17 protein-coding genes are annotated in these 25,691 nt (G+C 73.6%); 11 read left to right on the forward strand and 6 right to left on the reverse strand.

Features of this window, described 5'->3' with window-relative positions:
* Nucleotides 1-68: 68 nt before the first annotated feature.
* The gene (locus tag E6R60_RS09840) at nt 69-1,574 is read right to left on the reverse strand and encodes an FUSC family protein (protein WP_136326090.1); all 1,506 of its coding nucleotides are present in this window, start codon (nt 1,572-1,574) and stop codon (nt 69-71) included.
* Between the two features lie 242 nt (nt 1,575-1,816).
* Here E6R60_RS09840 and E6R60_RS09845 point away from each other — a divergent pair, with 242 nt between their 5' ends.
* Both E6R60_RS09845 and E6R60_RS09850 read left to right on the forward strand, forming a co-directional pair.
* Complete coding sequence (locus E6R60_RS09845) at nt 1,817-2,305, forward strand: Lrp/AsnC family transcriptional regulator (protein WP_136326091.1); 489 nt, start codon at nt 1,817-1,819, stop codon at nt 2,303-2,305.
* 219 nt (nt 2,306-2,524) lie between these two features.
* Nucleotides 2,525-3,709, forward strand: a complete 1,185-nt coding sequence (locus E6R60_RS09850) for a serine/threonine-protein kinase (protein ID WP_136326092.1) — start codon at nt 2,525-2,527, stop codon at nt 3,707-3,709.
* A 72-nt stretch (nt 3,710-3,781) separates the two neighbouring features.
* Here the strand turns inward: E6R60_RS09850 and E6R60_RS09855 are convergent, their stop codons facing one another.
* The gene (locus E6R60_RS09855) at nt 3,782-4,774 is read right to left on the reverse strand and encodes an aldo/keto reductase (RefSeq protein WP_136326093.1); all 993 of its coding nucleotides are present in this window, start codon (nt 4,772-4,774) and stop codon (nt 3,782-3,784) included.
* Between the two features lie 487 nt (nt 4,775-5,261).
* Between E6R60_RS09855 and E6R60_RS09860 the strand changes: the two genes are divergently transcribed.
* Nucleotides 5,262-8,741, forward strand: a complete 3,480-nt coding sequence (locus tag E6R60_RS09860; RefSeq protein WP_136326385.1) for a M28 family peptidase — start codon at nt 5,262-5,264, stop codon at nt 8,739-8,741.
* Nucleotides 8,742-8,798: 57 nt separating this feature from the next.
* Here the strand turns inward: E6R60_RS09860 and E6R60_RS09865 are convergent, their stop codons facing one another.
* Nucleotides 8,799-10,229 carry a helix-turn-helix transcriptional regulator gene (locus tag E6R60_RS09865; RefSeq protein ID WP_136326094.1) on the reverse strand — a complete coding sequence of 477 codons (1,431 nt, stop codon included), beginning with the start codon at nt 10,227-10,229 and terminating at the stop codon, nt 8,799-8,801.
* A 328-nt stretch (nt 10,230-10,557) separates the two neighbouring features.
* Nucleotides 10,558-13,146 (reverse strand): SpoIIE family protein phosphatase/ATP-binding protein, encoded by a 2,589-nt coding sequence (locus E6R60_RS09870; protein WP_206309382.1) that lies wholly within the window; start codon nt 13,144-13,146, stop codon nt 10,558-10,560.
* A 612-nt stretch (nt 13,147-13,758) separates the two neighbouring features.
* Between E6R60_RS09870 and E6R60_RS09875 the strand changes: the two genes are divergently transcribed.
* Nucleotides 13,759-15,081, forward strand: coding sequence for a geranylgeranyl reductase family protein (locus tag E6R60_RS09875; protein WP_136326095.1), 1,323 nt, complete (start codon nt 13,759-13,761; stop codon nt 15,079-15,081).
* 27 nt (nt 15,082-15,108) lie between these two features.
* Here the strand turns inward: E6R60_RS09875 and E6R60_RS09880 are convergent, their stop codons facing one another.
* On the reverse strand, nt 15,109-15,351 hold the full coding sequence (locus E6R60_RS09880) for a DUF6059 family protein (RefSeq protein ID WP_136326096.1): 243 nt from the start codon (nt 15,349-15,351) through the stop codon (nt 15,109-15,111).
* A gap of 171 nt (nt 15,352-15,522) precedes the next feature.
* Between E6R60_RS09880 and E6R60_RS09885 the strand changes: the two genes are divergently transcribed.
* From E6R60_RS09885 to E6R60_RS09900, 4 genes are read left to right on the forward strand one after another with little or no spacing between them, the layout of a single operon-like run.
* Nucleotides 15,523-16,296 (forward strand): AfsR/SARP family transcriptional regulator, encoded by a 774-nt coding sequence (locus E6R60_RS09885; protein WP_136326097.1) that lies wholly within the window; start codon nt 15,523-15,525, stop codon nt 16,294-16,296.
* 2 nt (nt 16,297-16,298) lie between these two features.
* Nucleotides 16,299-17,066 carry an alpha/beta fold hydrolase gene (locus tag E6R60_RS09890; RefSeq protein WP_136326098.1) on the forward strand — a complete coding sequence of 256 codons (768 nt, stop codon included), beginning with the start codon at nt 16,299-16,301 and terminating at the stop codon, nt 17,064-17,066.
* A 7-nt stretch (nt 17,067-17,073) separates the two neighbouring features.
* Nucleotides 17,074-17,949: a metallophosphoesterase gene (locus E6R60_RS09895; protein WP_136326099.1), complete on the forward strand. Its 876-nt coding sequence runs from the start codon at nt 17,074-17,076 to the stop codon at nt 17,947-17,949.
* Nucleotides 17,946-18,656: a 4'-phosphopantetheinyl transferase superfamily protein gene (locus E6R60_RS09900; RefSeq protein ID WP_136326100.1), complete on the forward strand. Its 711-nt coding sequence runs from the start codon at nt 17,946-17,948 to the stop codon at nt 18,654-18,656. Before E6R60_RS09895 ends, E6R60_RS09900 begins: the two co-directional genes overlap by 4 nt.
* On the opposite strand, the gene E6R60_RS37790 is transcribed toward E6R60_RS09900, so the two are convergent.
* Nucleotides 18,593-21,331: a LuxR family transcriptional regulator gene (locus tag E6R60_RS37790; RefSeq protein ID WP_136326101.1), complete on the reverse strand. Its 2,739-nt coding sequence runs from the start codon at nt 21,329-21,331 to the stop codon at nt 18,593-18,595. The genes E6R60_RS09900 and E6R60_RS37790 overlap by 64 nt on opposite strands.
* A gap of 247 nt (nt 21,332-21,578) precedes the next feature.
* Between E6R60_RS37790 and E6R60_RS09910 the strand changes: the two genes are divergently transcribed.
* Genes E6R60_RS09910 through E6R60_RS09920 form a run of 3 tightly spaced genes read left to right on the forward strand, consistent with a single transcriptional unit; the run spans nt 21,579 to nt 25,687 of the window.
* Nucleotides 21,579-24,227 carry a DUF6531 domain-containing protein gene (locus E6R60_RS09910; protein WP_240802485.1) on the forward strand — a complete coding sequence of 883 codons (2,649 nt, stop codon included), beginning with the start codon at nt 21,579-21,581 and terminating at the stop codon, nt 24,225-24,227.
* The gene (locus tag E6R60_RS09915) at nt 24,220-24,624 is read left to right on the forward strand and encodes a hypothetical protein (RefSeq protein ID WP_136326103.1); all 405 of its coding nucleotides are present in this window, start codon (nt 24,220-24,222) and stop codon (nt 24,622-24,624) included. Before E6R60_RS09910 ends, E6R60_RS09915 begins: the two co-directional genes overlap by 8 nt.
* 31 nt (nt 24,625-24,655) lie before the next feature.
* Nucleotides 24,656-25,687: a 3-oxoacyl-ACP synthase III family protein gene (locus E6R60_RS09920; protein ID WP_136326104.1), complete on the forward strand. Its 1,032-nt coding sequence runs from the start codon at nt 24,656-24,658 to the stop codon at nt 25,685-25,687.
* Nucleotides 25,688-25,691 lie beyond the last annotated feature (4 nt).

The following is a 25,691-nucleotide window of genomic DNA, read 5'->3' on the forward strand; positions in this document are numbered from 1 at the left end:
CGGCCGCCGTGATCTTCCGCGGCGACCGTAGCAGTGCCCCCGTATGGTCCGGACCAGGGGCGCGCGGATCAGGCCGGGACGAGCGGCGCGCGGGGCGGGGTGTGCAGGGGCGTGGCCAGTTCGGCGAGTGCGCGCTCCAGGCTGTGCAGGTGCGCGAGGGCGGGCTCCGTCGCCGCCGGGTGCGCAGCGGGGCCGCTCGTCGCGGCGCGGGCCGGCCGCCCGGGGGCGGTGAGCGCCTCCACGGCGCTTTCGACGCGCCAGCAGGCGGCGGCGAGCCGGGCGTCGTGGGAGGCTTCCGGGTCCGCCGCCACGGAGGCCAGTCCGCGCACCTCCCGCGCGCACGCGTCGAGCAGGGCGAGGACGTGCCCGGCCCGGGCCCTGCGGGCACGCAGCGGGCTCAGCGGATGGACCAGCGGGGCCAGCGAGAGCCGGACGCGGCCGAGGAGCGCCTCGAGCTCGGCGATGCGGGGCGCCGGGTCGGCGGCGGCCGAGCCCGAGAGCCGGGCGGCGGCCTCCTCGGTACAGGCGTGCACGCAGCGCAGGGCCCGCTGGATCCACGCGTCGGTCGTGGCGTGGGTGGTGACGGGCAGCACGCACAGCACCGCGAGCATCGCGCCCAGCGCACCGACGGCCGTCTCACCGAGCCGCAGGGCGAGCAGGGCCGGATCGAGCACGCCGAGGGCCCCGTAGAGCGCCCCGGCCATCACGGTCACGGAGAACATCATCCAGGTGTAGGAGACCGCGGCGGTGTAGAAGATCCCGAACACTCCGGCGGCGACCAGGAACGCGGTGGGAACGGGCGCCCCGTGCAGCGGGACGACGACGGCGAGGCCGACGGGGATGCCGATCAGTGTGCCCATCACCCGGCGGAAGCCGCGCACCAGCGTCTCGCCGCGGGACGCCGTGTTGACGAAGACCCACCAGGTGGCGCCCACGGCCCAGTACCAGCGCTGGTCGGACAGAACCTGGCCCGCCAGCAGCGCCACGGCTCCCCCGGCGACCGCCTGGACCGCCTGCCGGGTGGTGACCCTGCCCAGGCCCCGTCCGCTGACCGGGGCGGGGACGACGGGCGGGGTCAGCCGGCGTTCGTAGCACCACAGGCCGAAGCGGACGGCCGACGAGGAGAGCAGGGAGAGGGCGACCGCGGAGTACAGCTCGGGCAGCTGGCCGGGCAGCGTGTGGAGGAACTGCGTGGTGAAGAAGGCCATGAAGGCGAAGACGCCGAGGGAGTGGCCGCGCGGGCCCCAGCGGCGCGCGTACACGCCGACGCCCATGACCGCCAGGAAGGCGGCGTCGCGCGCGACCGGATGGTCGTGGAGGACGGCGGCGAGCGCGAGGACCGGGAATCCGACGGCGGGCAGCAGCGCCGTGGTGACCGCCTGACCGCGGACGGTGGGGTCGGTCACCGTGAACAGGGCGAGCAGCGCGGCCAGCCCTCCGGTGATGGCCGCGACGAGCGAATGCCCGGCCAGTCCGCACACCGTCACGGCGAGGCCGATGCCGAGGACGGCCCGGGCGGCGAAGCGCAGCCGCAGCCGTCCCGGGTCCCGGGCCACGAACGCTCTCTTCAGCACTGCTGCTCCCCGCCTCCGCTCACCGGATTCGCTTACCGGCATGAAAAAGGCGCCGCGGGATCCGCAGCGCCATCGACAGGTACATGAGAGCACCCAAGGGCCTGGTGGCTCAACCTGGCTCTCGAACACTGAGCCAATGGCACAGTCGATTACGCATGCGGGGTACCGGCGGTCGGCCAACGGACCAGCTCCGTTGGTACAGTCGCCACCCCGACCGACGTACCAGGGAAAGGCCGGCGGACATGGCGGTGGACGCGCTCGACACCCGGATCCTGCGGCTGCTCATCGAGCAGCCGCAGACGAGCGTGCGTGAGTACGCGCGGATCCTGTCCATCGCCCGGGGCACGCTCCAGGCCCGGATCGACCGCCTCGAACGGGACGGCGTGATCACCGGCAGCGGACCGTTCCTCTCCCCCGCCGCCCTCGGCCACCCGGTGCTCGCCTTCGTGCACCTGGAGGTGACGCAGGGGCATCTCGACGACGTCGGCGAGGCGCTCGCCTCGGTGCCGGAGATCGTCGAGGCGTTCTCCACCACGGGCGGCGGAGATCTGCTGACCCGGGTGGTGGCGCGGGACAACGGGCATCTGGAGGACGTGATCCAGCAGCTGATCCAGCTCCCGGGCGTCGTCAGGACCCGGACCGAGGTGGCGTTGCGCGAACGGGTGCCGCACCGGCTTCTTCCGCTCGTGGAATCGCTGGGCCGGGCGGCGTCCGCGCCCGGGCGGGGATGACCGTCCCCGGGGTGCCGCGGACCTGTCTGTCCGTCACCGGCCGGGCGGCCGGGGCGGGGTGACGGCCGGTCGTTCCGGGTCCGCGCGCCGGATATCCTGATCATGCCGCGCGCCCCGCCCCGCCCTCCGGTCCGGACGAGGTCGCCGCCGCGGCGGCCGGAGCGGTAACCGGCCCGGGCTGTCCGGGATTCGCGAGCGATTCGAGATAGGTGTGCACAGGTGCTGGTTGCTGGTCGGTACCGATTGATATCCGCCATCGGCCGAGGCGGGATGGGCGAGGTCTGGCGCGCCACGGACGAGGTCCTCGGCAGGTCCGTCGCGGTGAAGCTGCTGCTGGGCGAACACGCCGACGAGTCGGCCACGGCGCGGTTCCGGCTGGAGGCCCAGACCGCCGCCCGGCTGAGCCACCCGCATCTGGTGGCCGTGTTCGACTTCGGGTCCTGGGAGGACCGGCTCTACCTGGTGATGGAACTCGTCGAGGGCAGGAGCCTGTCCGACCTGCTCCTGTCCCAGGAGCGGCTGGGTCCCGAACAGGTCGCCCGGATCGCCGGCCAGGCGGCCGCAGGGCTGGCGGCGGCCCATCGGCAGGGCATCGTCCACCGGGACATCAAGCCGGGAAACCTGATGCTGGACGCCGAAGGCTCCGTGAAGATCGGCGACTTCGGCATCGCCCAGTTCGTCGACGATCCCTCGGCCGCCCTCACAACGACGGGGCACATCGTCGGCACGAGTCTCTACCTCGCTCCGGAACGGGCCCTCGGCCGCACGGCCGGGGCCGCGTCGGACATGTACTCCCTCGGCTGTGTCATCTACCAGCTGCTGCTCGGCCAGCCGCCGTTCCGCTCGGACACCCCGACCGCGACCCTGTACCAGCACGTGGACACGCCTCCCGTGCCGCTGCGGCAGCGAGGCGTCGACATGTCGGCGGCCTTCGACTCGTACCTCCTGGGCCTGCTCGCGAAGCAGCCGGAGGACCGGCCCACCGCCCAGCAGGTCGCCGACTGGTTCCACAGTGAGGCCTGGCGGGGCCAGGCGGAGCCGCTGCCGCAGCACCGGCCCGCTCCCCCGCGCGCCCCGGCCGCGGCGTACCCGCCGCCGCCACGGCCCTCGCCCGCCGCGCAGCGCTCCGGCGCGGACCCCGGCGCCCCGACCACGTACCGGCTGCCCCAGGCGGCCGGCCGGGGGCGGCGTGCGGCGGCCCGGCCCCGGAACAACCGCCGTCGCAGCACCCGCGAGGCCATCAGACGCCGGCCCAGAGTGGCCAGCGCGATCGCGGGGACGGTCGCCTTCCTCGCGGCGGTCTACCTGGGCATGAGCCTGTTCTCGCCGGATTCCAGCTCGGCCACGACTCCGGAGGGCGGCGCCTCGACGAGCGGACCGCCGGCCCCCGCGCCCGGCCGGTAGGGCGTATCCCGGAAGTCCCGCCCGCCCCGCTGAGGACGACGCTGCTTTCGGAACACGCCCTGGCGGGACCCGCTACCAGCGGTCGTGGACCGCGGCGCGGATCCTGCGGTCGTAGAGGTCGCGCACCGCGTCCAGCGTGCTCTGCGGCAGCGGGTCCAGCGCCGCCGCGGCCGCGTTGGCCCGGGTCTGCTCCACCGAACGGGCACCGGGGATGACGCTGGTGACGCCGGGCTGCTGGATGATCCAGCGCAGCGCGGTCTGGGCCGGAGTCGCCCCTCCGGGAGCGAGCCGGGCGAACTCGGCCGCCGCGGCCACGCCGGTGCCGTAGTCGATTCCGGAGAAGGTCTCGCCCTGGTCGAACGCCTCCCCGTGCCGGTTGTACGTGCGGTGGTCCTCGGGCGCGAAGACGGTGTCCGCCGTGTACTTGCCGGAGAGCAGGCCGGAGGCGAGGGGCACCCGTGCGACGATGCCGACCCCGGCCGCACGCGCGGCCGGCAGGACCTCGTCCAGCGGCTTGAGGCGGAACGGGTTGAGGATGATCTGGACGCTGGCGACGCCCGGACGGGCAATGGCCGTCAGCGCCTCGGCGCACGTCTCGACGCTCACCGCGTAGGCGGCGATCCGCTGCTCGTCGACCAGCGTGTCCAGGGCGTCGTAGACCTCGTCCGAGGAGTAGACGGCCGTGGGCGGGCAGTGCAGCTGCACGAGGTCCAGGGTGTCGACCCCGAGGTTGGCCCGCGAGCGGTCGTTCCACGCCCGGAAGTTGTCCAGGACGTAGTTCTCCGGCACCTGATCCACGCGCCGGCCCATCTTCGTCGCCACCAGGACGCCCGCGTCGGGCCGTTCCTTGAGATAGCGGCCGATGAGCTGCTCGCTGCGTCCGTCCCCGTACACGTCCGCGGTGTCGAAGAAGGTGACTCCCGCCTCTACGGCGGCGTCGAGGACATCGAAGGCGTCGGCCTCGCGCACCTCGCCCCAGTCCCCGCCGAGCTGCCATGTGCCCTGCCCGACGACCGATACGTCCCGCCCGGTCCTGCCCAGTTCTCGTTGCTCCATGAGGATCATGCTACGTCCCGGCTCCCGCCGGTCCCGGACGGTGCGGCACCACGAGGGCCGGGGCGGAACGCCTCGCTCCCCGCCCCGGCCGGGACGCCGGCCGCCGTCCCGGCCGAGTGCCGCGAGCCGTCCCGTCTCCTCCTCGCCGAGCCGCCGGGTGCCCGCCGCGTCGGCTTCCAGGTGGGCGGGGTCCCCCGTGCCCGGGGCGGCCTCCCGGGACGCGGGGTCGCCCGTGCCCCCTCTCCTCGCCGCCGCCCTTTCCTGTGCGCGGGCTGTGCGATCGCACGACGGCGACTTGACCAGACTTGCCAAGGCCCTTTCGCCTGCCCGCAGTTCGTTGACGCTGACATGCCCACGTGTGAGTGTTCGGTCGCCCGATCACGGACACCACCTGGGTGGACGACCGGCGCCGACCGTACGGGCGGGTCCGTCTCTCCATGCCGCTTCCGTGACCGAGGTCCCCACAAACCGAGGAGCCTCGATGAAACGCAGACCGATGACGGCCGGGACAACCCTGGCCGTCCTCGCCGGAATGCTGGTCGCCACCACTGGCCAGTCAGCTTCTGCAGAACCGTCTCCGCCCGCCCCCACCGCGCTGTCGACCGCCGTGTCGGCGGCCGACCGGGCGGCGGCCAGTGGTCTGGACGCCCTGGCCAAGGGGCCCGACGAGCGGTACGAGCGGCAGATGGTGACCCCCTGGGTCAACGGGCTCTACTCCATCGCGTACGAACGCACCTACCGCGGCCTGCCCGTCGTCGGCGGTGACGCCGTCGTGGTGGCCGACTCCAAGGGGCGCATCCGCGGATCCCAGTCCGCGGTCTCCCGGCGCATCAACGTTCCGGTCACCGCGACCGTCTCCGCGCGGGCCGCCGAGGCCGCCTCGCGCAAGAAGCTCCGCACGGTGGAGCGGGTGGACAGCCACCGGCTGGTGGTCCGGGCCACCGGCACGAAGTCCCGGCTGGCCTGGGAGACCGTGCTCACCGGCCGGACCGCGAAGGCACCGAGCCGGCTGCACGTGTTCGTCGACGCGGGCACCGGGAAGGTGCTCGACAGCTACGACGACGTCAAGGCCGGCACCGGCAACAGCCAGTGGAACGGACCGGCTCCTCTGTCCATCAACACCACGTCTTCGGGCGGAAGTTACTCACTCCGCGACCCGGGCCGCCCCGGGCTGAGCTGTGCCGACTACAGCACCGGCAGCGTCTTCACCAAGTCGAGCGACTCCTGGGGCACCGGCAACGCCTCCAGCAAGGAGACCGGCTGCGTCGACGTCATGTGGGCGGCCCAGCACGAGTGGGACATGCTCCGGGACTGGCTGGGCCGCAACGGCCACGACGGGAACGGCCGCAGCTGGCCGGTCAAGGTCGGTCTCAATGACGTGAACGCCTACTGGGACGGCTCCTCCGTCTCGATCGGCCACAACAACGCCAACCAGTGGATCGGCGCGATGGACGTCGTGGGCCACGAGTTCGGCCACGGCATCGACCAGTACACCCCCGGCGGCGCCAACAACGAGTCCGGTCTGGGCGAGGCCACCGGCGACATCATGGGCGCGCTGACGGAGGCGTACACCAACGAGCCCGCCCCCTACGACGACCCGGACTACACGGTCGGCGAGAAGATCAACCTGGTCGGCAATGGACCGATCCGGATCATGTACAACCCGGGGCAGACCGGCGACCCGAACTGCTACAGCTCCTCCATACCCAACACCGAGGAGCACGCGGCGGCGGGCCCCCTCAACCACTGGTTCTATCTGCTGGCCGAGGGCTCCAGTCCGGGGGGCGGCAAGCCGTCCAGCCCCACCTGCAACAGCTCCTCGGTCACCGGTGTGGGCATCCAGAGCGCCGGCAAGGTCTTCTACGGCGGCATGCTGCTCAAGACCAGCGGCATGACGTACAAGCGCTACCGCACCGCGACCCTGACCTCGGCCAAGAACCTCGACGCCACCTGTGTGCTGTTCAACCGGGCGAAGGCGGCCTGGGACGCGGTGAGCGTCCCCGCCCAGAGCGGTGACCCGACCTGCGTCCCGAGCGGCAGCAACGACTTCTCCCTGTCGCTCGACCCGGCCTCCGGCTCGGTGCAGCAGGGCGGTTCGGTGACGGCCACGGTCAGGACCACCGTGTCGTCCGGCAGTGCGCAGACGGTGAACCTGTCGGCGACCGGCCAGCCGAGCGGGGTGAGCGTCTCCTTCAGCCCGTCCTCGGTGCAGTCCGGCGCGACCTCGGCGATGACCGTGTCGGCCACGACGGCGGCGGCGCCCGGTACGTACACCCTCACGGTGAAGGGTGCGGGCGCCCAGGACCACACCGCGCAGTACACCCTGACGGTGGGCGGCGGCGGCAACCCGGGCGGCACGGCCCCCGACATCAGCGTCGCCAACGTGCAGACGCATCTGGCCCAGCTCAACACGATCGCCTCGCAGAACGGCGGCAACCGGCGGGCCGGCAGCAGCGGCTACACCGCCTCGCTCGCCTATGTGAAGGGCAAGCTCCAGGCGGCCGGATACACCGTCAGCGAGCAGACCTGCACCACCTGCACCTACCGCGGGAACAACCTGATCGCGGACTGGCCGGGCGGTGCGGCCGACCGGACCGTGATGTTCGGCGCCCACCTCGACAGTGTGGCCGCCGGCCCCGGCATCAACGACAACGGCTCCGGCTCCGCCACGCTGCTGGAGAACGCGCTGGCCCTGGCCCAGCAGAACCCGACGATGACCAAGCACGTGCGCTTCGCCTGGTGGAACGGCGAGGAGCAGGGCCTGGAGGGCTCCGAGTACTACGTCGGCCAGCTCTCCGCCGCCCAGCGGTCGGCCATCAGCGCCTACTACAACTTCGACATGGTCGCCTCCACCAACGGCGGCTACTTCATCAACAACCTCAACTCGGCGGCCTCGGCCCCGATGAAGGAGTACTGGGCCTCGCTCGGCCTGGCGCCGGAGGAGAACGTCGAGGGCCAGGGACGCTCCGACGACTACTCCTTCCAGCAGGGCGGCATCGCCACCTCGGGGTACGCGACCGGGGCGAGTGACACGAAGACGTCGGCCCAGGCCACGAAGTGGGGCGGTACCGCGGGCCGTTCGTACGACTCGTGCTACCACCAGGCGTGCGACACGACGGCCAACATCAACGCGACCGCGCTCAACCGCAGCGCGGACGGTGTCGCCTACACCGTGTGGAAGACGGCGGTCGGCACCACCGCGCCCGCCGACGACTTCTCCGTCTCGGTGAACCCGGTGTCCGGCAGCGTCCAGCCGGGAGCCTCCGTCACGGCGACCGTGGCGACGGCCACCACCAGTGGTTCCGCGCAGACCGTGCGGCTCACCGCCTCCGGCGCGCCGAGCGGGGTCACCGTCTCCTTCGCCCCGTCCTCCGTGCAGTCGGGCTCCTCGTCCACGATGACCGTCTCCGCCGGTGCACAGGTCACCGCCGGTACGTACACCCTCACCGTGACCGGCACGGGCACCGCCACCCACACCACCACGTACTCCCTGGTGGTCGGCGGAGGCGGCAGCACCTGCCAGGCACGGCAGGTCGTCGCGAACGGCGGTTTCGAGAACGGCACCGCTCCGTGGACCCAGAGCGACGTCATCACCGACCGGACCTCCGAGAAGCCCGCGCACAGCGGGTCGTACCTGGCCTGGTTCGGAGGCTGGGGCAGCACCCACACCGACACGGCCACGCAGTCGGTGACCGTTCCGGCGGGCTGCTCGACCTACCGGCTGTCGTTCTTCCTGCGCACGGACACCGACGAGTCGGCGGGCGACGCGACCGCCTACGACACGTTCACGGTGAAGCTCGGTTCCCGGACGCTGGCGACGTACTCCAACCTCGACGCCAGCAGCGGCTACGTCCAGCAGTCCTTCGACGTCGGCTCCGCCGCGGGGCAGACGGTGACGCTGGGGTTCACCAGTAAGGAGGACGCCTACCTGCAGACCAGCTTCGTCGTGGACGACGTGACGCTCGACGTGAGCTGATCCGCTCCCGGGGGAGCGTGGGGGCGGGGCGTGCTCCACACGCCCCGCCCCCGTGCGTCAGCGGACCGCCGCCGCCAGTCTGCTGACGAAGTCGTCGGTCTCCGCGTGGCCGCCGCCGCGGGCGGCGAGTCTGCCGTGGAGTCCGCGCAGTTCCTGGCCGAGCAGCGTCGCCGGATTCACCTCGGTGGTGTCCAGGACCGGCGCCGCCACGGCCTGCGCCGCCGCCGGGTCACCGGCGCACGCGTGCGCGTCGGCCATCCGGGCCAGGAACAGCATGCGGGCCGAGTGCATGCCGGGCGGCAGCAGACCGAGCGCGGCCCCGGCCGCCCCGACGGCGCGGAGCGCGAAACGGCGGTCGCCGGTGGCCGCGGCGAGATCGCGCAGCGCGCCGGCGGCGCCGGACTCCACGCGCAGGCGCACGGAGGCGACGGAGAGCCACGGCGCCTCCGCCTCGTCGCCTTCGCCGGCCCGGTCCATCTGGGTCCAGGCCCGGCTGATGTGCCTCAGGGTCCGGGTGGCGTCGCCGCGGACCGCGTGGCCGCGCGCCTGGTACAGGTCGCTCATGGCGCCCGCCCAGTACCGGCCCGCCGCGGCTTCGCCGATCGCCCTGCCGTAGGCGAGCGCCGAGGGTCCGTCCCCCTCCAGCCGGGCCAGGGTGCTCATGTCGCTGAGGGCCGCGACCTGCGTACCGACGCGGTCCGCCAGGACGGCCCACTGCAGCGAGCGGTCGAGCCAGGCCATCGCCGTCCCGTTGCGGCCCCACAGCAGCCGCAGACAGCCGGCCGACTGCGCGTACTCGGCCGCCAGCGGGGCCAGTCGGGTCTGGTACGACGCCGCGGGGAGCGCCATCCAGCGGAGCATGGCGTGCAGCGTGCGCTCGACGACGGCGGTCGCTCCCGGCCAGGCGCGCTCCTCGTCCGCGCGCAGACAGACGGCGAGCAGGGCGGTCAGCGCGTGCACCGTGTCATCGTCCAGGGCGGGGTGGGCCAGTGCGTCCGGGCCCAGGGCGCAGAAGGCGGCGTGCAGGGCGATGACGTCGGAGGGCACGGGGACCGCGCAGCCGTCCCGGCCGTGCATCGGGCAGACGAGTCCGTAGGCGGGCAGACGCGCGGGCAGGACGGTCCCCGGCGGAAGCATCGCCGGCAGGGCTACGCCCGGAGGTTCACCGGGCAGCGGGCCGCTCCGCGCGGCGAGCGGCCCGTCCTGCGGACCCGTGGCGCGCTCCTGACGCCCGGCCGCCTCGCAGGCCTCCAGCAGCTCGCCCGCGGCCTTCAGCAGGTCGTCCAGCCGGCGGGCCAGGGGAAGCGGCGTCCGCCGGCTGCCGTGCTCCAGTTTGCTGATGGCGGTGTGGTCGTAGCCGACCCGGGCGCCCACCTGGGCCTGGGTCAGCCCGGCGCGTCTGCGCCAGTGGCGCAACCGGGCTCCGAACGACTGCCATGCCTCCGCCGTACGGGCGTCCGCCGGCAGGGCCCCCCATGCCTCGCTCACCTGGAACCCCGTAATCGCGCCTGGTCAAGGACGCCACACGTGCCACGCTCACGGCTCATGCCCGGAGGATAGCGAGCAGCCGTGCCGGCTGTCCCCCGCCAGTCGACAAGATGTCCGGTATCAGGCGCAGCGGTTGCCGTTCCGGGCGGCCGCCCCCGGTGGGAGCCAGGGCTGTCCCGCCCTTCCTGGTGGATCAGCGCGCGGCGTCGGATGCGGTGCACCGCAAGGCGGGGAGGCGCCCGCATACGGGGTGTATCCGGGCGTTCCGACAACGCGGCGAGGTGCCGTAGCTGTCGTCGCGCGCCCGCCAGGAATTGCGGGACAGCCCTTAAGCGGGCGGGCGCCCGCCGAGCGACTGTTCGGACCAGATGACCTTGCCGCGTTCGGTGTAGCGGGTGCCCCAGCGTTCCGCGAACTGGGCGACCAGGAACAGACCGCGTCCGCCCTCGTCCGTCGTCGCCGCGTAGCGCAGGTGCGGCGAAGTGCTGCTGCAGTCCGACACCTCGCAGATCAGGGCCCGGTCGTACAGCAGCCGCACGCTGATCGGCTCGGAGCCGTACCGGATCGCGTTGGTGACGAGCTCGCTCAGGATCAGTTCGGTGACGAACCCCTCCTCGTCGAGGCCCCGGTCGGTGAGCCAGCGGATGGCCTCCTTGCGTACGCCGGCGACGGCCGCCGGGTCGGGGTTCACCTGCCACTCGACGCGGCATGCGGGGTCCAGGGTCCGGGTGCGGGCCACGAGCAGGGCGACGTCGTCGCCGGGGCGGCTGGGCAGCAGCGCCTCCAGCACGTCGTCGCAGGTCTCCTCGGGCGTGCGGTCACGGCCGGCCAGAGCGTCGCGCAACTGCCGCAGGCCGTCGTCGATGTCCCGGTCGCGGCGCTCGACCAGGCCGTCCGTGTACAGCACCAGACGGCTCCCCTCGGGCACGTCCAGCTCGGTCGCCTCGAAGGGCATGCCACCGATTCCCAGCGGCAGGCCGGCGGGGATCTCGGGAAACTCGACGGTGCCGTCCGGCCGGACGAGGGCGGGTCCGGGGTGCCCGGCCCGGGCCACCGAGCAGCGCCCGGAGACCGCGTCGTAGATCGCGTACAGGCAGGTGGCCCCGGTGATCGCCGCGCCTGCGGTCTCGTTCTGGTCCATTCTGGCGACGAGTTCGTCGAGGTGGCTGAGGAGTTCGTCGGGCGGCAGGTCCAGCGTGGAGAAGTTGTGCACCGTGGTGCGCAGCCGGCCCATGGTGGCCGCGGCGTGCAGACCGTGCCCGACCACGTCGCCGACGACGAGCGCGACCCTGGCGCCGGACAGCGGGATCACGTCGAACCAGTCCCCGCTCACCCCCGCCTGCGCCGGCAGATAGCGGTAGGCGACGTCCAGGGCGTTCTGGGCCGGAAGGCCGCTCGGGAGCAGGCTGCGCTGGAGCGTCACGGCCATCTCGTGCTCGCGGGTGTAGCGCCGGGCGTTGTCGACGCTGACCGCGGCCCGGGCCACCAGTTCCTCGGCGAAGGACAGGTCCTCGGCGTCGAAGGAGGTCTCGTTCTGCGCGCGCCAGAAGTTGGCCATGCCGAGGATGATGCCGCGGGCGCGCAGGGGCACCGAGATCAGGGAGTGGAATCCGTACTCCAGGATCCGTGCGGCCTGCGCGGGGTCGGGCAGGCGCCACTGCCGGGACGCGGTGAGATCGGGGACCAGCCAGGTGTGGCCGCTGCTGGTGCCGAGGCCTTCGGGACGGGTGGGTACGAAGCCGATGACGCTGCCCGGCGGATAGAGGGGGTGGTCCGGGCTGACGCCGTGCAGGGCGGTGCGGCGCATGGCCATCGCCTCGCCGGAGGGCGGCTCCGGTTCCTCGCCGCGCAGTACGGAGTCGGCGAGGTCGACCGTCACGCAGTCGGCGAAGCCGGGGGCGGCGACCTCCGCCAGCTCGCGCGCGGTCGTGGTGACGTCGAGGGTCGTCCCGATGCGGGCCCCCGCCCGGTACAGGAGCATCAGGCGCTCCCGCACGGTCTCCGCCCGCCCCGTGAGTGCCTGTAGTTCGGTGGTGTCCCGCAGGGTGGCGACCGTGCCGGGCGGTCCGCCGCGCTCACCGGTGGGGCGGAGGTTGACCGCCAGCAGCCGGTTGCCCGCCGGCCGCACCTCGTCGGTGGCGACCCGCCCGGAGGCCAGGAGCTCCGCGGTGCGGGGATGCAGTCCCAGCGCGGTCACGGCGCGGCCCTCGGCGTCGGCGGGCAGTTCCAGGAGTCGTCGCGCCTCGTCGTTGGCGAGGACCAGGCGGCCGTCGGCCCCGATGATGAGTACGCCTTCCCTGACGGCGTGCAGGACGGCGTCGTGGTGCTCGTACATCCGGGTCATCTCGGCCGGGCCGAGGCCGCGCGTCTGGCGGCCGAGGCGGCGGCTCACCAGCGCGGCGCCGCCCGCCGTGAGGGCGAGGGCGGCGACCGCGGCGCCGAGGGCGAGCGGGATGCTCGGATAGGCGAGTCTGTTCACGGTCTCGACCCTGATCCCGACGGCCACCAGGCCGGCGGCCGTGCCGTCCGGCCGTTGCACGGGCGCCACGCCGTTGACGACCAGACCGCGGCTGGCCTTGACCGTGCGGGTGAACGGCTCCCCCTCCAGGGCTTCCTTGTACGGGCCGGGGACGCGCTCCCCGATCAGCGCGATGTCCGGGTGGGTGTAACGGATGCCGTTGGCTCCGGCCACCACGACGTACTCCACGCCGGTGCTGCGCCGGACGTCCTCGGCGCGGGGCTGGAGCACGGTGGTGGGGTCCTTGCTGTCGAGGGCCGCGGCGACGCCCGGGGCATGGGCGAAGGTCTCCGCGACGCTCAGCGACCGGGCCTCGGCCACGTTCATGCTGTCGTGTCTGCCCTGGACCACCAGCGCGACGACGGCGGTCACGACGAGGAGCGCCGTGATGCCCAGCATGAGGAAGAAGACCTGGCCCGCCACGGTGTGGACGCTGAAGAGGTCGCGCAGCCCGCTGCCGGGCGCGGAGCGCCGGCGCTGCCGACGGGAGGGCGCGGGTTCGTCACCGCCCGGGTGTCCGTCGGCGTGCCGACGCGGCTGCCGGGCGGAGTGGCGAAACCGCGTCCGGAGCCGACCTGTACCACCCACATCTTCAGGTTTAACACGATTCCGCCCGGCCGCCCTTCGGGACCGGGCGGCGTTGCCGGCCGCGTGACGTGTGAACGGCGCGCTGCCAGGGCATAGGACGGATGACCGACAGGAGGTGGGGTCAGTGGGCCGCATCAAGATCGTCCGACGTCCACCGCTTCCTTCCCGGCCGCCGCCGCTCGATCTGCGCACGCCGTCCGGGCGCCCGCTGCCGTACTGACTCCCGCGCCACTCATCCGTCGTCCTCGGGGCCGCACGCCGTGCGGCCCCGAGGCGCGTTCCGGAGCGGCGCGGGCCCAGGGGCAGGCCGGCGCGGGCCCAGGGTGTTGATCACCCTGCCGGGCGGCGGTGCGAACCGGCAGGATGTCGGGGTAGAGGTCCGGCGTCCGCCGGCGGCGCCGGCCGTCCGAGGAAAGGGTTCCCATGCGGGAAGCGCACGCAGACCAGTCCGCCCCGGCCGAAGACTCCCGGCCCGGCCCCGAGGAGGCCCAGGTGATCGTGGTGGGGGCGGGGCCCGCCGGGTCGTCCGCCGCGTACCACCTCGCGAGGGCGGGCGTCGACGTGCTGCTGCTGGAGAAGTCCGCGTTCCCCCGGGAGAAGGTGTGCGGCGACGGCCTCACCCCGCGCGCGGTGCACCAGCTCATCCGGATGGGCGTCGACATCAAGGCCCCCGGCTGGACGCGGTCGCGCGGAATGCGCTGGGTGACCGGCGACCGGCAGGTGCAGATCGACTGGCCCGCGCTGGGCGGCTACCCGGACTTCGGCCTCACGCGCAGCCGGCACGACTTCGACGACATCCTGGCCCGCCACGCGGTGGCCGCCGGGGCCCGCCTGCGCACCGGCGTGAAGGTGACGGAGCCGGTGACGGACCGGGCCGGCCGGGTCACCGGTGTCACGGCGGTGTCGGGCACCGAGGCGCCGGTGGTGCACCGCGCTCCGGTCGTCATCGCCGCGGACGGCGCGTCCGCGCGGCTCGCTCTGGCCATGGGGGTGCAGCGGGACACGAACCGGCAGATCGCCACGGCGGCCCGTCGCTACTACCGCAGCCCCGAGCGTTCCCGTGAGGAGTTCCTGGAACTGTGGGCGGACCTGCGCTACCCCCGGAGCGACCACTTCCTGCCGGGGTACGGCTGGATCTTCCCGATGGGTGACGGGCGGGTCAACGTAGGGCTCGGCGCCATCCCCCACCGCCGCCACGGCAAGGCCGACCTGCGGGCCACTCTGGACCGGTGGCTGGCACGGACACCCGAGGCGTGGGGGCTGCGCGAGGAGAACGCCGAGGGGCACGTGCGCAGCGCCGCGCTGCCGCTGGGCTTCAACCGTCACCCGCTGTACACCAGGGGGCTTCTCCTGGTCGGCGACTCCGGGGGCATGATCAGCCCCTGGAACGGTGAGGGCATCGGCCAGGCGCTGGAGGCCGGCGAGGTCGCGGCCGAGACGGCGGCACTCGCGCTGGCCCTGCCGGCGGGCCCCAGGCGGGAGAGGGCGCTCCGTCACTACCCGGTCGAGATGAACCGCCGCTGGGGCAGCTACTACCGGCTCGGCAACACGGCCGCCGGCCTGGTGTTCAGCCGCTCCGGTTTCCAGCCGGTGCTCAACCGCTACGTGATGGGCTCGCCGTTCCTCCTCAGCACGCTGGCCCGGTTGCTCACCAACCTCACGGACAAGCCCTCGCGCGATGTGATCGACCATGTGCTGAACACCGCGGTGCGCCTCGTACCCGCTCCGCACGTGCGCCGGCACTGACCCGAATGCCCCGCCGGCCCCGGTCCGTCAGCCTTCGTACGGATCCGGGCCGGGGGCCCCGAGGAGCTGCCGTCCCCACGTCATCTCCGCCTCGCTGAGCGGCACTTCGGGGCACAGCCGTTCGGGGTGGCCCGGGGCCGGCCCGCCGGGGGCCTCGTCGGTCCTCCCGTCCTGCGGAGCGGGGCCCGGCGGGACAGGGATCCAGATCTGGCCGAAGGCGATCAGCGCGCCGGCGCAGGATCTCAGATATCGGGTGAGGAGGGTGCGCATCGCCCCAGCCTGCCGGGCCCCGCCAAAGCCGCACCAAAGCCGCCCGCTCACAGCACATTTCGGCCAATCGGCATACGTACGCAGTTTCCCCGATGTGCGGACGCGCGCGTTGCCTCGAAAGTGACAGGACCCGGAACGCGAAAGTGTGTTCCCCCGTCGATCGAGGTACCGATGCGCTACGAACTGCTCGGCCCCCTCCGCGTCTCCCACGAGGGGCGCGGATACTCCCTGAGCGCTCCCAAGATGGAGATGACACTGGCGACCCTCCTCGTGGGCGCCGGACGGGTCACCACGAAGGAACAGATCATCGAGGAGCTCTGGGGGTCGGGGCCGCCGCGGCGCGCGTCGGCGGCCGTCCACGTCTACCTCTCACAGCTGCGGAAGTTCCTCACCGCCGCCGGTGACGACGGCGGCCGCGCCGTGATCACCAAGCCCTCCGGCTACCTCCTGCGGCTGGACGGGGCGGGGTACGACGTCGACGACTTCCGCGCGGCGATGCGGGAAGGGCGCTTCCTCCAGCAGTCCGGCAGCTACGAAGCCGCCCTCGACGCCTTCGGCCGGGCGCTCTCGCTCGTGCGCGGCACCGTCCTCGACGGCACCCCCGAGGGCCCGGTGCTCACCCGCTTCGCCACCTGGGTGGAGGAGGAGCGGCTCGCGGGCCTGGAACTCTCCGTCGAGGCCAGTACCGCGCTCGGCCGCCACCGCGAGGTCATCAGTCTGCTGAACACCCTCACGGCCGAGTACCCCTTGCGCGAGTCCTTCTACCGCCAGCTCATGCTCGTCCTGTACCGCTCGGAGCGGCAGGCGGAGGCGCTCCAGGTGTACCGCTCGGCGCAGCGGGTCCTGCGGTCCGAACTGGGCCTGGAACCCTGCCGGTCGCTGCGCCGGCTGCATCAGGCGATCCTCACCTCGGACCGGCTCCTCGACCTTCCCGTGGCGAGCTGACGATGGCCCCGGAACGACAGGACACCTGGCTGCGCCGCTACCACGGCACGGACGCCCCGGCCGAGCTCATCTGTTTTCCGCACGCGGGCGGCTCCGCCGGCTACTGGCACGCCCTGTCCGCCGCCGCCCTCCCCGCCCTGAGCGTCCGCGCCGTCCAGTACCCGGGGAGACAGGACCGGTACCGCGAACCGGCCGTCCGGGACCTGCACCGGCTCGCGGACCTGATCGCCGAGGCGGTGGGCGACGGCCCGCCGCCGGCCGGGCCACGGATCTTCCTGGGTCACAGCATGGGCGCCTCGCTCGCTCACGAGGTCGCCCTGCGGCTGGCCCGGGCGCCGGACCACCGTCCGGCGGCGCTCCTCGTGTCCGGCCGCCGGGCGCCGTCCCGCGCGGTGGCCGGATCGGAACGCCTCGACACCGACACGGCGCTGCTCGCCAAGGTCCGCTCGCTGGGCGGCACCGCACCCGCCGTGCTGGACGACCCCGAACTGCTCGAACTGGTCCTTCCGGCCCTGCGCGGCGACTACGCGGCGCTCTCGGCCTACGTACCGAGCGCGGGTGTGCCCCTGGCGTGCCCGGTCGTGGCCCTCACCGGGGACAGTGACCCGGAAGCGCCGGTCGCGGACGTGCGCGCGTGGCGCGACCACACCACCGGGCCCTTCGAACTGCGGGTCTTCCCGGGCGGCCATTTCTTCCTGGGCGACCACCTGCCGGCCGTCGCGGAACTCGCCGCCGCCGTGGCGGCCGCCGTCACGGCGGCCCGGCTGTGAGGGCGTGGTGAGCGCGGCCGGGAGCCTGCTGGCGATCAGCGATCTGCATGTGGCGTTCGGGGAGAACCGGGCGGTGCTGGAAGGGCTCCGTCCGGACCACCCGGACGACTGGCTGCTGGTGGCCGGCGATGTGGGCGAGATCGCCGGTGACATCGGCCGCGCCCTGGAACTCCTGACCCGGCGCTTCGCCCGAGTGGTGTGGGTACCGGGGAACCACGAGCTGTGGACCCACCGCCACGACCCGGTGACCCTCCGGGGGCTCAACCGGTACGAGCACCTGGTGCGGATGTGCCGGGACCTCGGCGTGGTGACGCCGGAGGACCCGTACCCCGTGTGGCAGAGCCCGACGGGCCCGGTCACGGTGGCGCCGCTGTTCGTCCTGTACGACTACACCTTCCGGCCGCCCGGGACCGGGTCCCGGGCACAAGCGCTCGCGCGGGCCCGGTCGAACGGCGTCGTGGCCACCGACGAGGTGCTGCTGCACCCCGACCCGTACCCGTCGATCGACGCCTGGTGCCGGGCGCGCGTCGCCGTGACGGAGCGCCGGCTCGCGGCCCTCGCCCCCGGCACCGAAACGGTGCTGGTGAACCACTTCCCGCTGGTGCGCGAGCCCACCCGCGTCCTGCGCCATCCGGAGTTCGCCCTCTGGTGCGGCACCGAGGCCACGGCCGACTGGCACACCCGCTTCCACGCCCGTGCCGTGGTGTACGGGCACCTCCACATCCCCCGGACCACCTGGTACGACGGGGTGCGTTTCGAGGAGGTGTCGGTCGGCTACCCCCGCGAGTGGCGCAGCCGCGCGAAGGGCCCGGGCGGGACGCGGCTCGTTCTGCCGGGCCCGCACCCGGCCGCGCGCGGCGGCGGAGCGGAGGTGCGGCGGTGATCGCCGCTCTGCTGCCGCCGGGGGCGGTGGGGGCCGAGGTGTACGACGATCCGCCGGACGCCCGGCTCCATCCGGCGGAGGAGGCCGCCGTCGCCCGGGCCGTGGAGACGCGCCGCAGGGAGTTCACCACGGTGCGCCACTGCGCCCGGACGGCCCTGCGTGAACTGGGCTTCGGATACGAACCGCTGGTGCCGGGGCCCCGGGGCGCGCCCCGCTGGCCGGCCGGCGTGGTCGGCAGCATGACGCACTGCGCCGGCTTCCGGGCGGCCGGGGTGGCCCGGTCCCGGGTGCTGGCGTCACTGGGCATAGACGCCGAACCCGACCGGCCGCTGGGGCCCGGCATGCTCGCCTCGGTCTCCCTCCCGGCGGAGCGCGAGCGCATGGCCGAACTGAGCGCGCACCGGCCCGGCGTGTCCTGGGACCGGCTGCTGTTCAGCGCCAAGGAGGCGGTGTACAAGGCGTGGTTCCCGCTGACCGGGCTGCTGCTCGACTTCCCGGAGGCGGAGATCCGGATCGACCCCGGGGGTACGTTCCGTGCGGCGCTCCTGGTGCCCGGCCCGGTGGTCGGGGGCCGGGCGATCGGGGTCTTCCACGGCCGGTGGGCGGCGGCCGACGGGCTGCTGGCCACCGCGATCGGGGTGCCTCAGCCGGCCAGGGCCATCAGCCGGACAAGCGCGGCACGGGAGTTCACGCCCAACTTGCTGTAGATGTGCGTCAGATGGACGTCCACGGTGCGGGGGCTCACGCGCAGCCGCCCCGCGATGTCCTTGGTCTTCAGCCCCTCGCCGGCGAGTTCGGCGACCTCTCGCTCCCGCAGGGTCAACTCGTCGAGGCCGCTGCTCTCCCGACGGTCCGTCACCCGGGCCGCCGACCGCGCCAGTGCGCGGGCGCGGGCACCCGCGGGACTGGAGTCGCCGAACAGCTTCCGGGCCTCGCCGTAGCACTGGGCGGCCTCCGCGGGCAGTCCCCGGGCCATGAGGGCGTGGCCGCGGGCCAGCAACGCGTGCCCGCTCTGCTCGACCAGCCCGACGGCGGCCGCGGCCGCGGCCGCCCGTTCGGCCCAGGCGTCCAGGGTGTCCGCGTCGGCCTCCGTCTGCACGGCGGCCGCGGCCAGGAGTTCGTAGTTGCGGGCCGCGAACACGGCGACGGGCTCGGAGACCCGCCAGGCCTCCCGCTCGGGAAGCAGCAGGGCCAGGGCGGCGCCCGCCTCGCCCGAGGCGAGCGAGGCCTCGGCCAGGAGGAGGGCGTTGAGCGGCGTCCGGGGCTCCGGAGCGGCCCGGCGCGGGGACCCTGCCGCGGCGGGGGGCGGCGAGTTCCGGCCCAGCTGGGCCCAGGCGGCGGCGGTGATCGCGTCCGACAGGGCCACATGGTCGCCCCGGCCCATGGCGCGGGCGGCGGCGGCGCCTTCCCGGACGGCGCCCAGGGCGTCGGCCAGCCGGCCGCTCTGGTAGTGCACATAGCCGAGCGTGTCGAGCAGAGGCGGCAGGAAGTGCGCGTCGCCCCGGCTGCGCACGGCGGTCAATGCCCGCTCCGCATGTCCGTACGCAGGGCCGTACCACCCCATCAGCGCCTCGGCCCAGCTCAGAACCAGGAGATGGCCGGCCTCCTGGTCCCCGGCCGGCCGTCCCGAGTCCAGTTCGTCCAGGGCCTGAGCGGCGGCGTCCAGGGACATCTCCGCCGCGCACATGTCGCCGTCGAGGACGGCGCACAGCCCGGCGAGGCCGAGGGCCCCGCCCGCGGTGACCGGGTCGGCGCCGTCCGTGCCGTGCACGAGCACCTCGACATCGGTCCGGGCCGGGATCTGGCCGGCGAGCACCTTGCCGAGCTGCTGACTCACCCGCAGGAGCAGTCCCGCGCCGGGCGAAGCGGCCTGAGCGGCGGGGAGTTCGGCGGCCAGCAGTGCCTGTGCCTCCTCGTCGTGGCCGAGTGCCGCGAGCACGGCGGCGAGGAAGGCTGCGGCACCGGCGCGGCGCCCGGGTGACCGGCCGTCGGGTCCGGCGAGCACCTCGGCCACGAGCGCGGCGATCCGCTCGGCGTCGCCCTCGGCGGCCAGGGCACGGACCACCTGCTGCCACAGCTCGGTACCGACGGGACCGGCGCCGCTCCCGTCGCCGGTCCTGCGTCCGAGCCGCAGCGCGGACCTCAACCAGTGGGCCGCTTCCGCGGGCCTGCCCGCCTGCGCGCAGGAGCGCGCGGCAACGGCCAGTACCTCGGCGTCGGCGGGCCGCATCCCGGACCCGGCGCGCTCGATGTGCGGGGCGATGACGAGGGCCGGGAGGCCCAGCCGCCCGAAACGGTCCCGGGCCCGGCGGTGTGCCCCCGAACGCCAGCAGGCGTCGGCGTCGGCATAGAGGCACCCTCGGAGCAGCGGGTGCCGGAAGGCCAGCACGCCGGTCTCCGCCGTCGAGCGGATCAGGTCGCGGCGGCGCAGCTCGGAGAGCGCCCGGCAGGCCTCGTCCCGGGACGTCTCGGCCACCTCGGCGACGGCGTCGACGTCGAAGACGCTGCCGAGCACCGCCGCGGCGTGCACCACTCTGCGGGGTATGGCCGCGAGGAGCTCCGTCTCGGCGAGCAGGCGGGCGCCGAGCGAACTGGACGTCCAGAGGTCGAGGGTGTCCCCGGTCAGCGATCCGGCTTCGGCCAGGGCGGTGAGGTAGAGCGGGTTGCCGCCGCTGTGTGCGTACAGCCGGGGCAGTTCCGGGGCGTCGGCGCGGACTCCCAGCACCTCCGCGCACCGGTGCGCGGGCAGGGCCCCGAGGGTGAGGGTCTCGACGGCGCCGAGCTCGCCGCCCTCCTGGAGCACGGCACGGAGGGGAACGGGGGCCTGCCTCGGCCGGTGGGCGACGACGAGGAGCAGCCCGTGGTCGAGGGGCCAGCGGATCAGGGTCTCCACCAGCCGTGCCGAGCCGGCGTCGGCCCAGTGGAAGTCGTCGAGGACGAGCAGCGCGCCGCCCGGGGACGCGGCGGGTCCGGCCGCGAGGAGGCGGCGCACCGCCGCGAAGTACGGGGAGCGCCAGAGGGACCGCTCCGCGCCGGGCGGGACGTCCGTGAGCGCTTCGACGAGCGCCGCGGTCGCGGTGGCGCCGGCGCCCGCCTCCGCGCCGGCGCCCCGCCAGGCGGTCAGCGCCTGCACGAGGGGGTGGAAGGGGACCTGTGCCTCGGCCTCGGAGCAGCGGCCGTGGAGGGCGGCGAGCCCCTGTGCCCTGGCCTCCTGGGCCAGGGCGGCGAGCAGTCTGGTCTTGCCGGTTCCGGGGTCGCCGGCCAGTTCCACGATGGCCGGCCTGCCGTCGCGGGCGGCCCGGACGAGTTCCGTGAGCCGCGCCAACTCGGCGGTGCGGACGGTAGTGACGGTGTTCGGCCTGGTGATGGTGGTGATGCCCATGGCGCAGGTCCCCTTCCCCCGGTCTGCATTGCGCGCTCTCGGCGCTGAGAGACACCCGACAGCTGTGGCCACTGGCCAGGGTAGGCGCGGGTGACGGGATGAATCGTTCTGTAACAGAACCTTCATGGACGGCCGCGGTAACGCGGGCCCTCGGCCTTAGGGGAGCTTTAGAGGGCCCCGGCAGCCTTGCGAGCGTCCGAACTCCAGCGATCCGCAGTCCAGTCGGTCCAGTTGAGGAGCCGTGCCCATGCCCCGGGACCTGTCCGCCCATCGCGCCGTGCGGCGCCTGCCCGTCGGGGATCTCGGCGAGGTCCTCGTCGATCTGCACGAGGGGGAGTTGATCGTCCGTCAGCTCGATCTGGTCGTCGCCGGGACCGGCGGGCATCTGCGGCTGGTCCGCGAGTACCGCGGCCATGCGCCGGTGGAGCGGGGATTCGGGCCCGGCTGGTCGTTTTCCGCGGGACCCGGCTTCGCACCGGATACCGGGGGCGAACCGGTGACCTTCACGGACGCCCGGGGCCGGGTGGTGATTCTCCACCGTGACTCCGACGGCCTGGTGTCGAAGATCGTCGATCCGCTGGGGGCCGAGGCGGCGGCGTTCGCGTACGACCGTGCGGGCCGGCTGGAGCGGCACACCGGGGCCGACGGGGCCACCACCGCCTTCCTGTGGGACGCGGACGGCCGGCTGGTGGGCATCACCGACCCGCTCGGCGACGTCGTGGGGATCGCCTACGACGGGATGTCCGCGGTCTCCGAGATCTCCTGGACCGGCCCCCGGGGCAGGGCCCTGACAGCTTTCTCGTACGGGCCGGACCGCACTCTCGTCACCGGGCCGACGGGTCTGCGGACCGGCTATGTCTTCGACGCGCAGGGCCGGCCGACTGCCGTCGAGGACGCTGCGGGCCATGTCCGCCGCCTGACACGGGACGCGGCCGGCCGGCCGGTCTCCTTCACCGATGCCACGGGAGCGACGCTCACCCGCACCTACGACGAACGGGGCCGTCCGGCGACGCTCCGGCTGCCCACCGGCGCCCGTTCCCAGGTGTCCTACGCCTCGCGGGGGGACAGGGGGACGCTCACCTCCCTGCGGGACCCCCTGGGCAACGAACTCCTGCTGGAGTACGACGAGTCGGGCAGACTCGTCCGCACGCGTGCCGCGGGCCGGGTCAAGGACGTGGACACCCGGAGCTACGATCCCGTCCACGGCGGCCTCACCGAACGCGTCGACGGCAACGGCGCCAGAACGCGCTTCGGCTACGACGAGGCCGGCGACCTGACCACCGTGGACCCGCCCGCCCCCCTCGGCCGCACGGTCTTCGGGTACGACGGCCTGTCCCGGATCACATCGGTGACCAGCGGGGCCGGTGACCGCATCGGCTGCCGGTACGACCCGGCCGGGCGGCTGACCGAGGTCACGGACGAGAACGCCGGGCGCACGCTGCTGGTGCTCACCCGCGACGCACTCGGCCGGGTGGTCCGCAAGGACGGCCCCGGCTGGTCGTACGCGTTCAACTGGGTCCTGACGGCACGAGGCGCCCGTCCCACGGCCGCCGTGCGGACCGGGGAGGCGGGCTCCGGCCCCGAGCGGATCGACGCGGAGTACGACTCCGAAGGCGCGCTGACCTCGTTCACCACCCCGGGCGGGACCACCCGTTACGCCCTGGACGGCGCGGGCCGCACCGAGGCCGTCACCACTCCGGCGGGCCGCACCGCCCGGTTCGTCCGGGACGCTGACGGCCGGCCGGTGCGGATCGAAATGGGCGCGGCCGTGCAGGAGATCCGCTACGACGCCTCCGGGCGCAGGACCGCCCTGACGGTGCGCGGACCGCGGGGCGAGACCCTGTTGTCGGCGGAGTACGGCTACAGCTCGGGCGGCGGCGCCGACAGCGATGTGCTGCGCTCCTCGGTGATCGACGGGGAGTTCACCGCCTTCGCCTACGACGGGCTCAAGCGCCTCGTGCGGGCCGGTGACACCGGATTCGCCTACGACGACGCCCATCATCTGCGCCGGCTGGGGACGACGGAGTTCACTCTCAACGAGGCCGGCCAGGTGGTCCGCTTCGGCGACACGGCGTTCGCCTACGACGGCGCGGGCAACTTCACCGAGGAGACCGATCCGACCGGATCGTTCCGCTACAGCGCCGTCAACCAGACCCTGACCGGTGTGTTCGGCGGGGTCCAGGTGGTGGACGTGCGCTACGACGGGCTGGGCCAGGAGACACCGCGGCGCATCACGGAGACGACCGTGGACGGACGCACCGTCGTCCACGTGCTGACCCACTCGCCCCTGGGGATCGTGCGCACGGCGGACGACGGGGTCCCCTCCGACTACGTCCGCACACCCGACGGCGCCCTCCTCGCCGTCCTGACGGACACGGGCCGCCACTACTGGGCGGTGACCGACCAGCAGGGCTCCGTGCTCGTGCTGATCGACGAGGAGGGCGCCGTCGCCGCCCGCTACCGCTACACCGCCCACGGGGCGGTCACGGCGTCGGGCGACGCGGCGGCGGCGAACCCGTTCCGCTACCGGGGCGCCTACCAGCTGCTGCGCAGCGCGCACCTCCTGGACCACCACCTCTACAACGGTTTCTGGGGGCGCTTCACCCAGCCCGATCCCACCGGCGCGCAGTACGCGCCCTACACCTTCTCCGACAACGACCCGGTGAACAGCGGGACATGGACCCGGCACTCTTTCTGGTCCGTCCTCGCCCGCCCGCACCTGCCCGCCCCGGAGGTGTTCTTCCCCTCCCCCGGTGCACCGGACGAGGCGGCCACCGCCGCGTCCGAGGCCCTCACCGGCCCGGGTGCGTTCCTCACCACCCCACCCCTGATCGCCTGGGCGCCACCGTCCCGGGATGTCCGAACCCTTCATCGAGAGGAACCGTCAGATGGCTGACCAGATCGTGCTGCGCGTCCCGAGGGAAGTCGTGGTCAAGGTGGTCGACGACGTCGACGTCGCCGACCCGAGCACCGGTCAGACCGGCACGTTCGACGACGAACTGTACGACGAGGACGGCAAGCTGATCGGCACGTCGCACGGCTCGTTCCGGATCGAGTACGTCCGGCCGGGCGACGGCGGACTGCTGACCTACTACACCGAGGACATCACCCTCGACGACGGCACCATCCACGCCGAGGGGTGGGCGGACTTCAACGACGTGCGCACCAGCGAGTGGGTGCACTACCCCGCGACCGGGACGAGTGGCCGCTACGAGGGTCTGCGCGGCTTCCGCACCTGGCGCATGACCGGCGTCCGCGCCTCCGCCGAGGCGCGGATCCTGCTGTCCGACTGAGACCGGTCCGAACGAGCGAGGAAGGGCCCCCATGACAGGTCGGGATGTGTACATAAGGTCGGCCGCCTCCGCGCTTCCCGGCCCGCCGCTGGACAACGCCGCACTGGCGGAGCGGTTCGGCATGGACGCGCTGTGGCAGCAGTGGGTGGACGTCTTCATCGGCACCGCGTCGCGTCACCTGGCCCTGGATCTGGAGTCGGGAAAGCTCACCGCGACGCTCGCGGACCTGGCCGAGGAGGCGGGCCGCAAGGCGCTGGACCGGGCGGGGCTCGCCCCGGGCCAGGTGGACGCGGTGGTGCTGGGCACCGCCACCCCGGACCGGCTGATGCCCGCGACCGTCAATGTGGTCGCGGACCGGCTGGGCATCGACGGCGTACGGAGCTTCCAGCTCCAGTCGGGTTGTTCCGGCGCCGTCCAGGCACTCGACGTCGCCCAGCAGCTGCTGCGCGCCGGGAGCGCCCGTACCGTGCTGGTGCTCGGCGGTGACGTGATCGCCCGGTTCTACGACCTGGACACCGATCTGCGGAGCACGGCCCCGGCCGAACTGGTCAACTACGTCCTGTTCGGGGACGCGGCCGGCGCCGCGGTCCTGTCCACCGAGCCGGGGCCGGGCGCCGTGTCCGTACGGGCGCTGTTCACCCGGCTGGTGGGGCTCGGCAGGGAGCCGGGCGCGGTACTCGAATGGTTCGGCCCCGCCGACCGTGACAGCGACCGGCCGGCCGCCACCGAGGACTACAAGGCCATCGAGAAGCACGTGCCGGCCATGGCAGGCGAGGTGCTGGACGAGCTGCTGGAGGACCTGGGCTGGGCCCGCGAGGACGTGGACCTGCTGCTGCCTCCCCAGCTGTCCGGCCGGATGACCCGGCTGATCACCGAAGGGCTCGGCCTGCCCGACGCCGAACCGGTCTCCTGCGTCGACGACGCGGGCAACTGCGGCAACGCCATCGTCTTCCTCCAGCTGGAGCGGGCCCTCTCCCGGCTGGCCGGCGGCCGGCGTGCGGTGGGCATCTCGATCGAGTCCAGCAAATGGCTCAAGGCGGGCTTCGCCCTGGAAGGGAACTGACACC

It is taken from the genome of Streptomyces sp. A0642, from assembly GCF_004795105.1.
GTDB lineage: Bacteria > Actinomycetota > Actinomycetes > Streptomycetales > Streptomycetaceae > Streptomyces.

Coding starts and splice junctions, on each gene's coding strand:
- E6R60_RS09845 (WP_136326091.1), top strand. CDS start 1,817: ATGGCGGTGGACGCGCTCGACACCCGGATCCTGCGGCTGCTCATCGAG.
- E6R60_RS09855 (WP_136326093.1), bottom strand. CDS start 4,774: ATGATCCTCATGGAGCAACGAGAACTGGGCAGGACCGGGCGGGACGTA.
- E6R60_RS09860 (WP_136326385.1), top strand. CDS start 5,262: ATGACGGCCGGGACAACCCTGGCCGTCCTCGCCGGAATGCTGGTCGCC.
- E6R60_RS09870 (WP_206309382.1), bottom strand. CDS start 13,146: ATGCTGGGCATCACGGCGCTCCTCGTCGTGACCGCCGTCGTCGCGCTG.
- E6R60_RS09875 (WP_136326095.1), top strand. CDS start 13,759: ATGCGGGAAGCGCACGCAGACCAGTCCGCCCCGGCCGAAGACTCCCGG.
- E6R60_RS09880 (WP_136326096.1), bottom strand. CDS start 15,351: ATGCGCACCCTCCTCACCCGATATCTGAGATCCTGCGCCGGCGCGCTG.
- E6R60_RS09885 (WP_136326097.1), top strand. CDS start 15,523: ATGCGCTACGAACTGCTCGGCCCCCTCCGCGTCTCCCACGAGGGGCGC.
- E6R60_RS09890 (WP_136326098.1), top strand. CDS start 16,299: ATGGCCCCGGAACGACAGGACACCTGGCTGCGCCGCTACCACGGCACG.
- E6R60_RS37790 (WP_136326101.1), bottom strand. CDS start 21,331: ATGGGCATCACCACCATCACCAGGCCGAACACCGTCACTACCGTCCGC.
- E6R60_RS09910 (WP_240802485.1), top strand. CDS start 21,579: ATGCCCCGGGACCTGTCCGCCCATCGCGCCGTGCGGCGCCTGCCCGTC.
- E6R60_RS09915 (WP_136326103.1), top strand. CDS start 24,220: ATGGCTGACCAGATCGTGCTGCGCGTCCCGAGGGAAGTCGTGGTCAAG.
- E6R60_RS09920 (WP_136326104.1), top strand. CDS start 24,656: ATGACAGGTCGGGATGTGTACATAAGGTCGGCCGCCTCCGCGCTTCCC.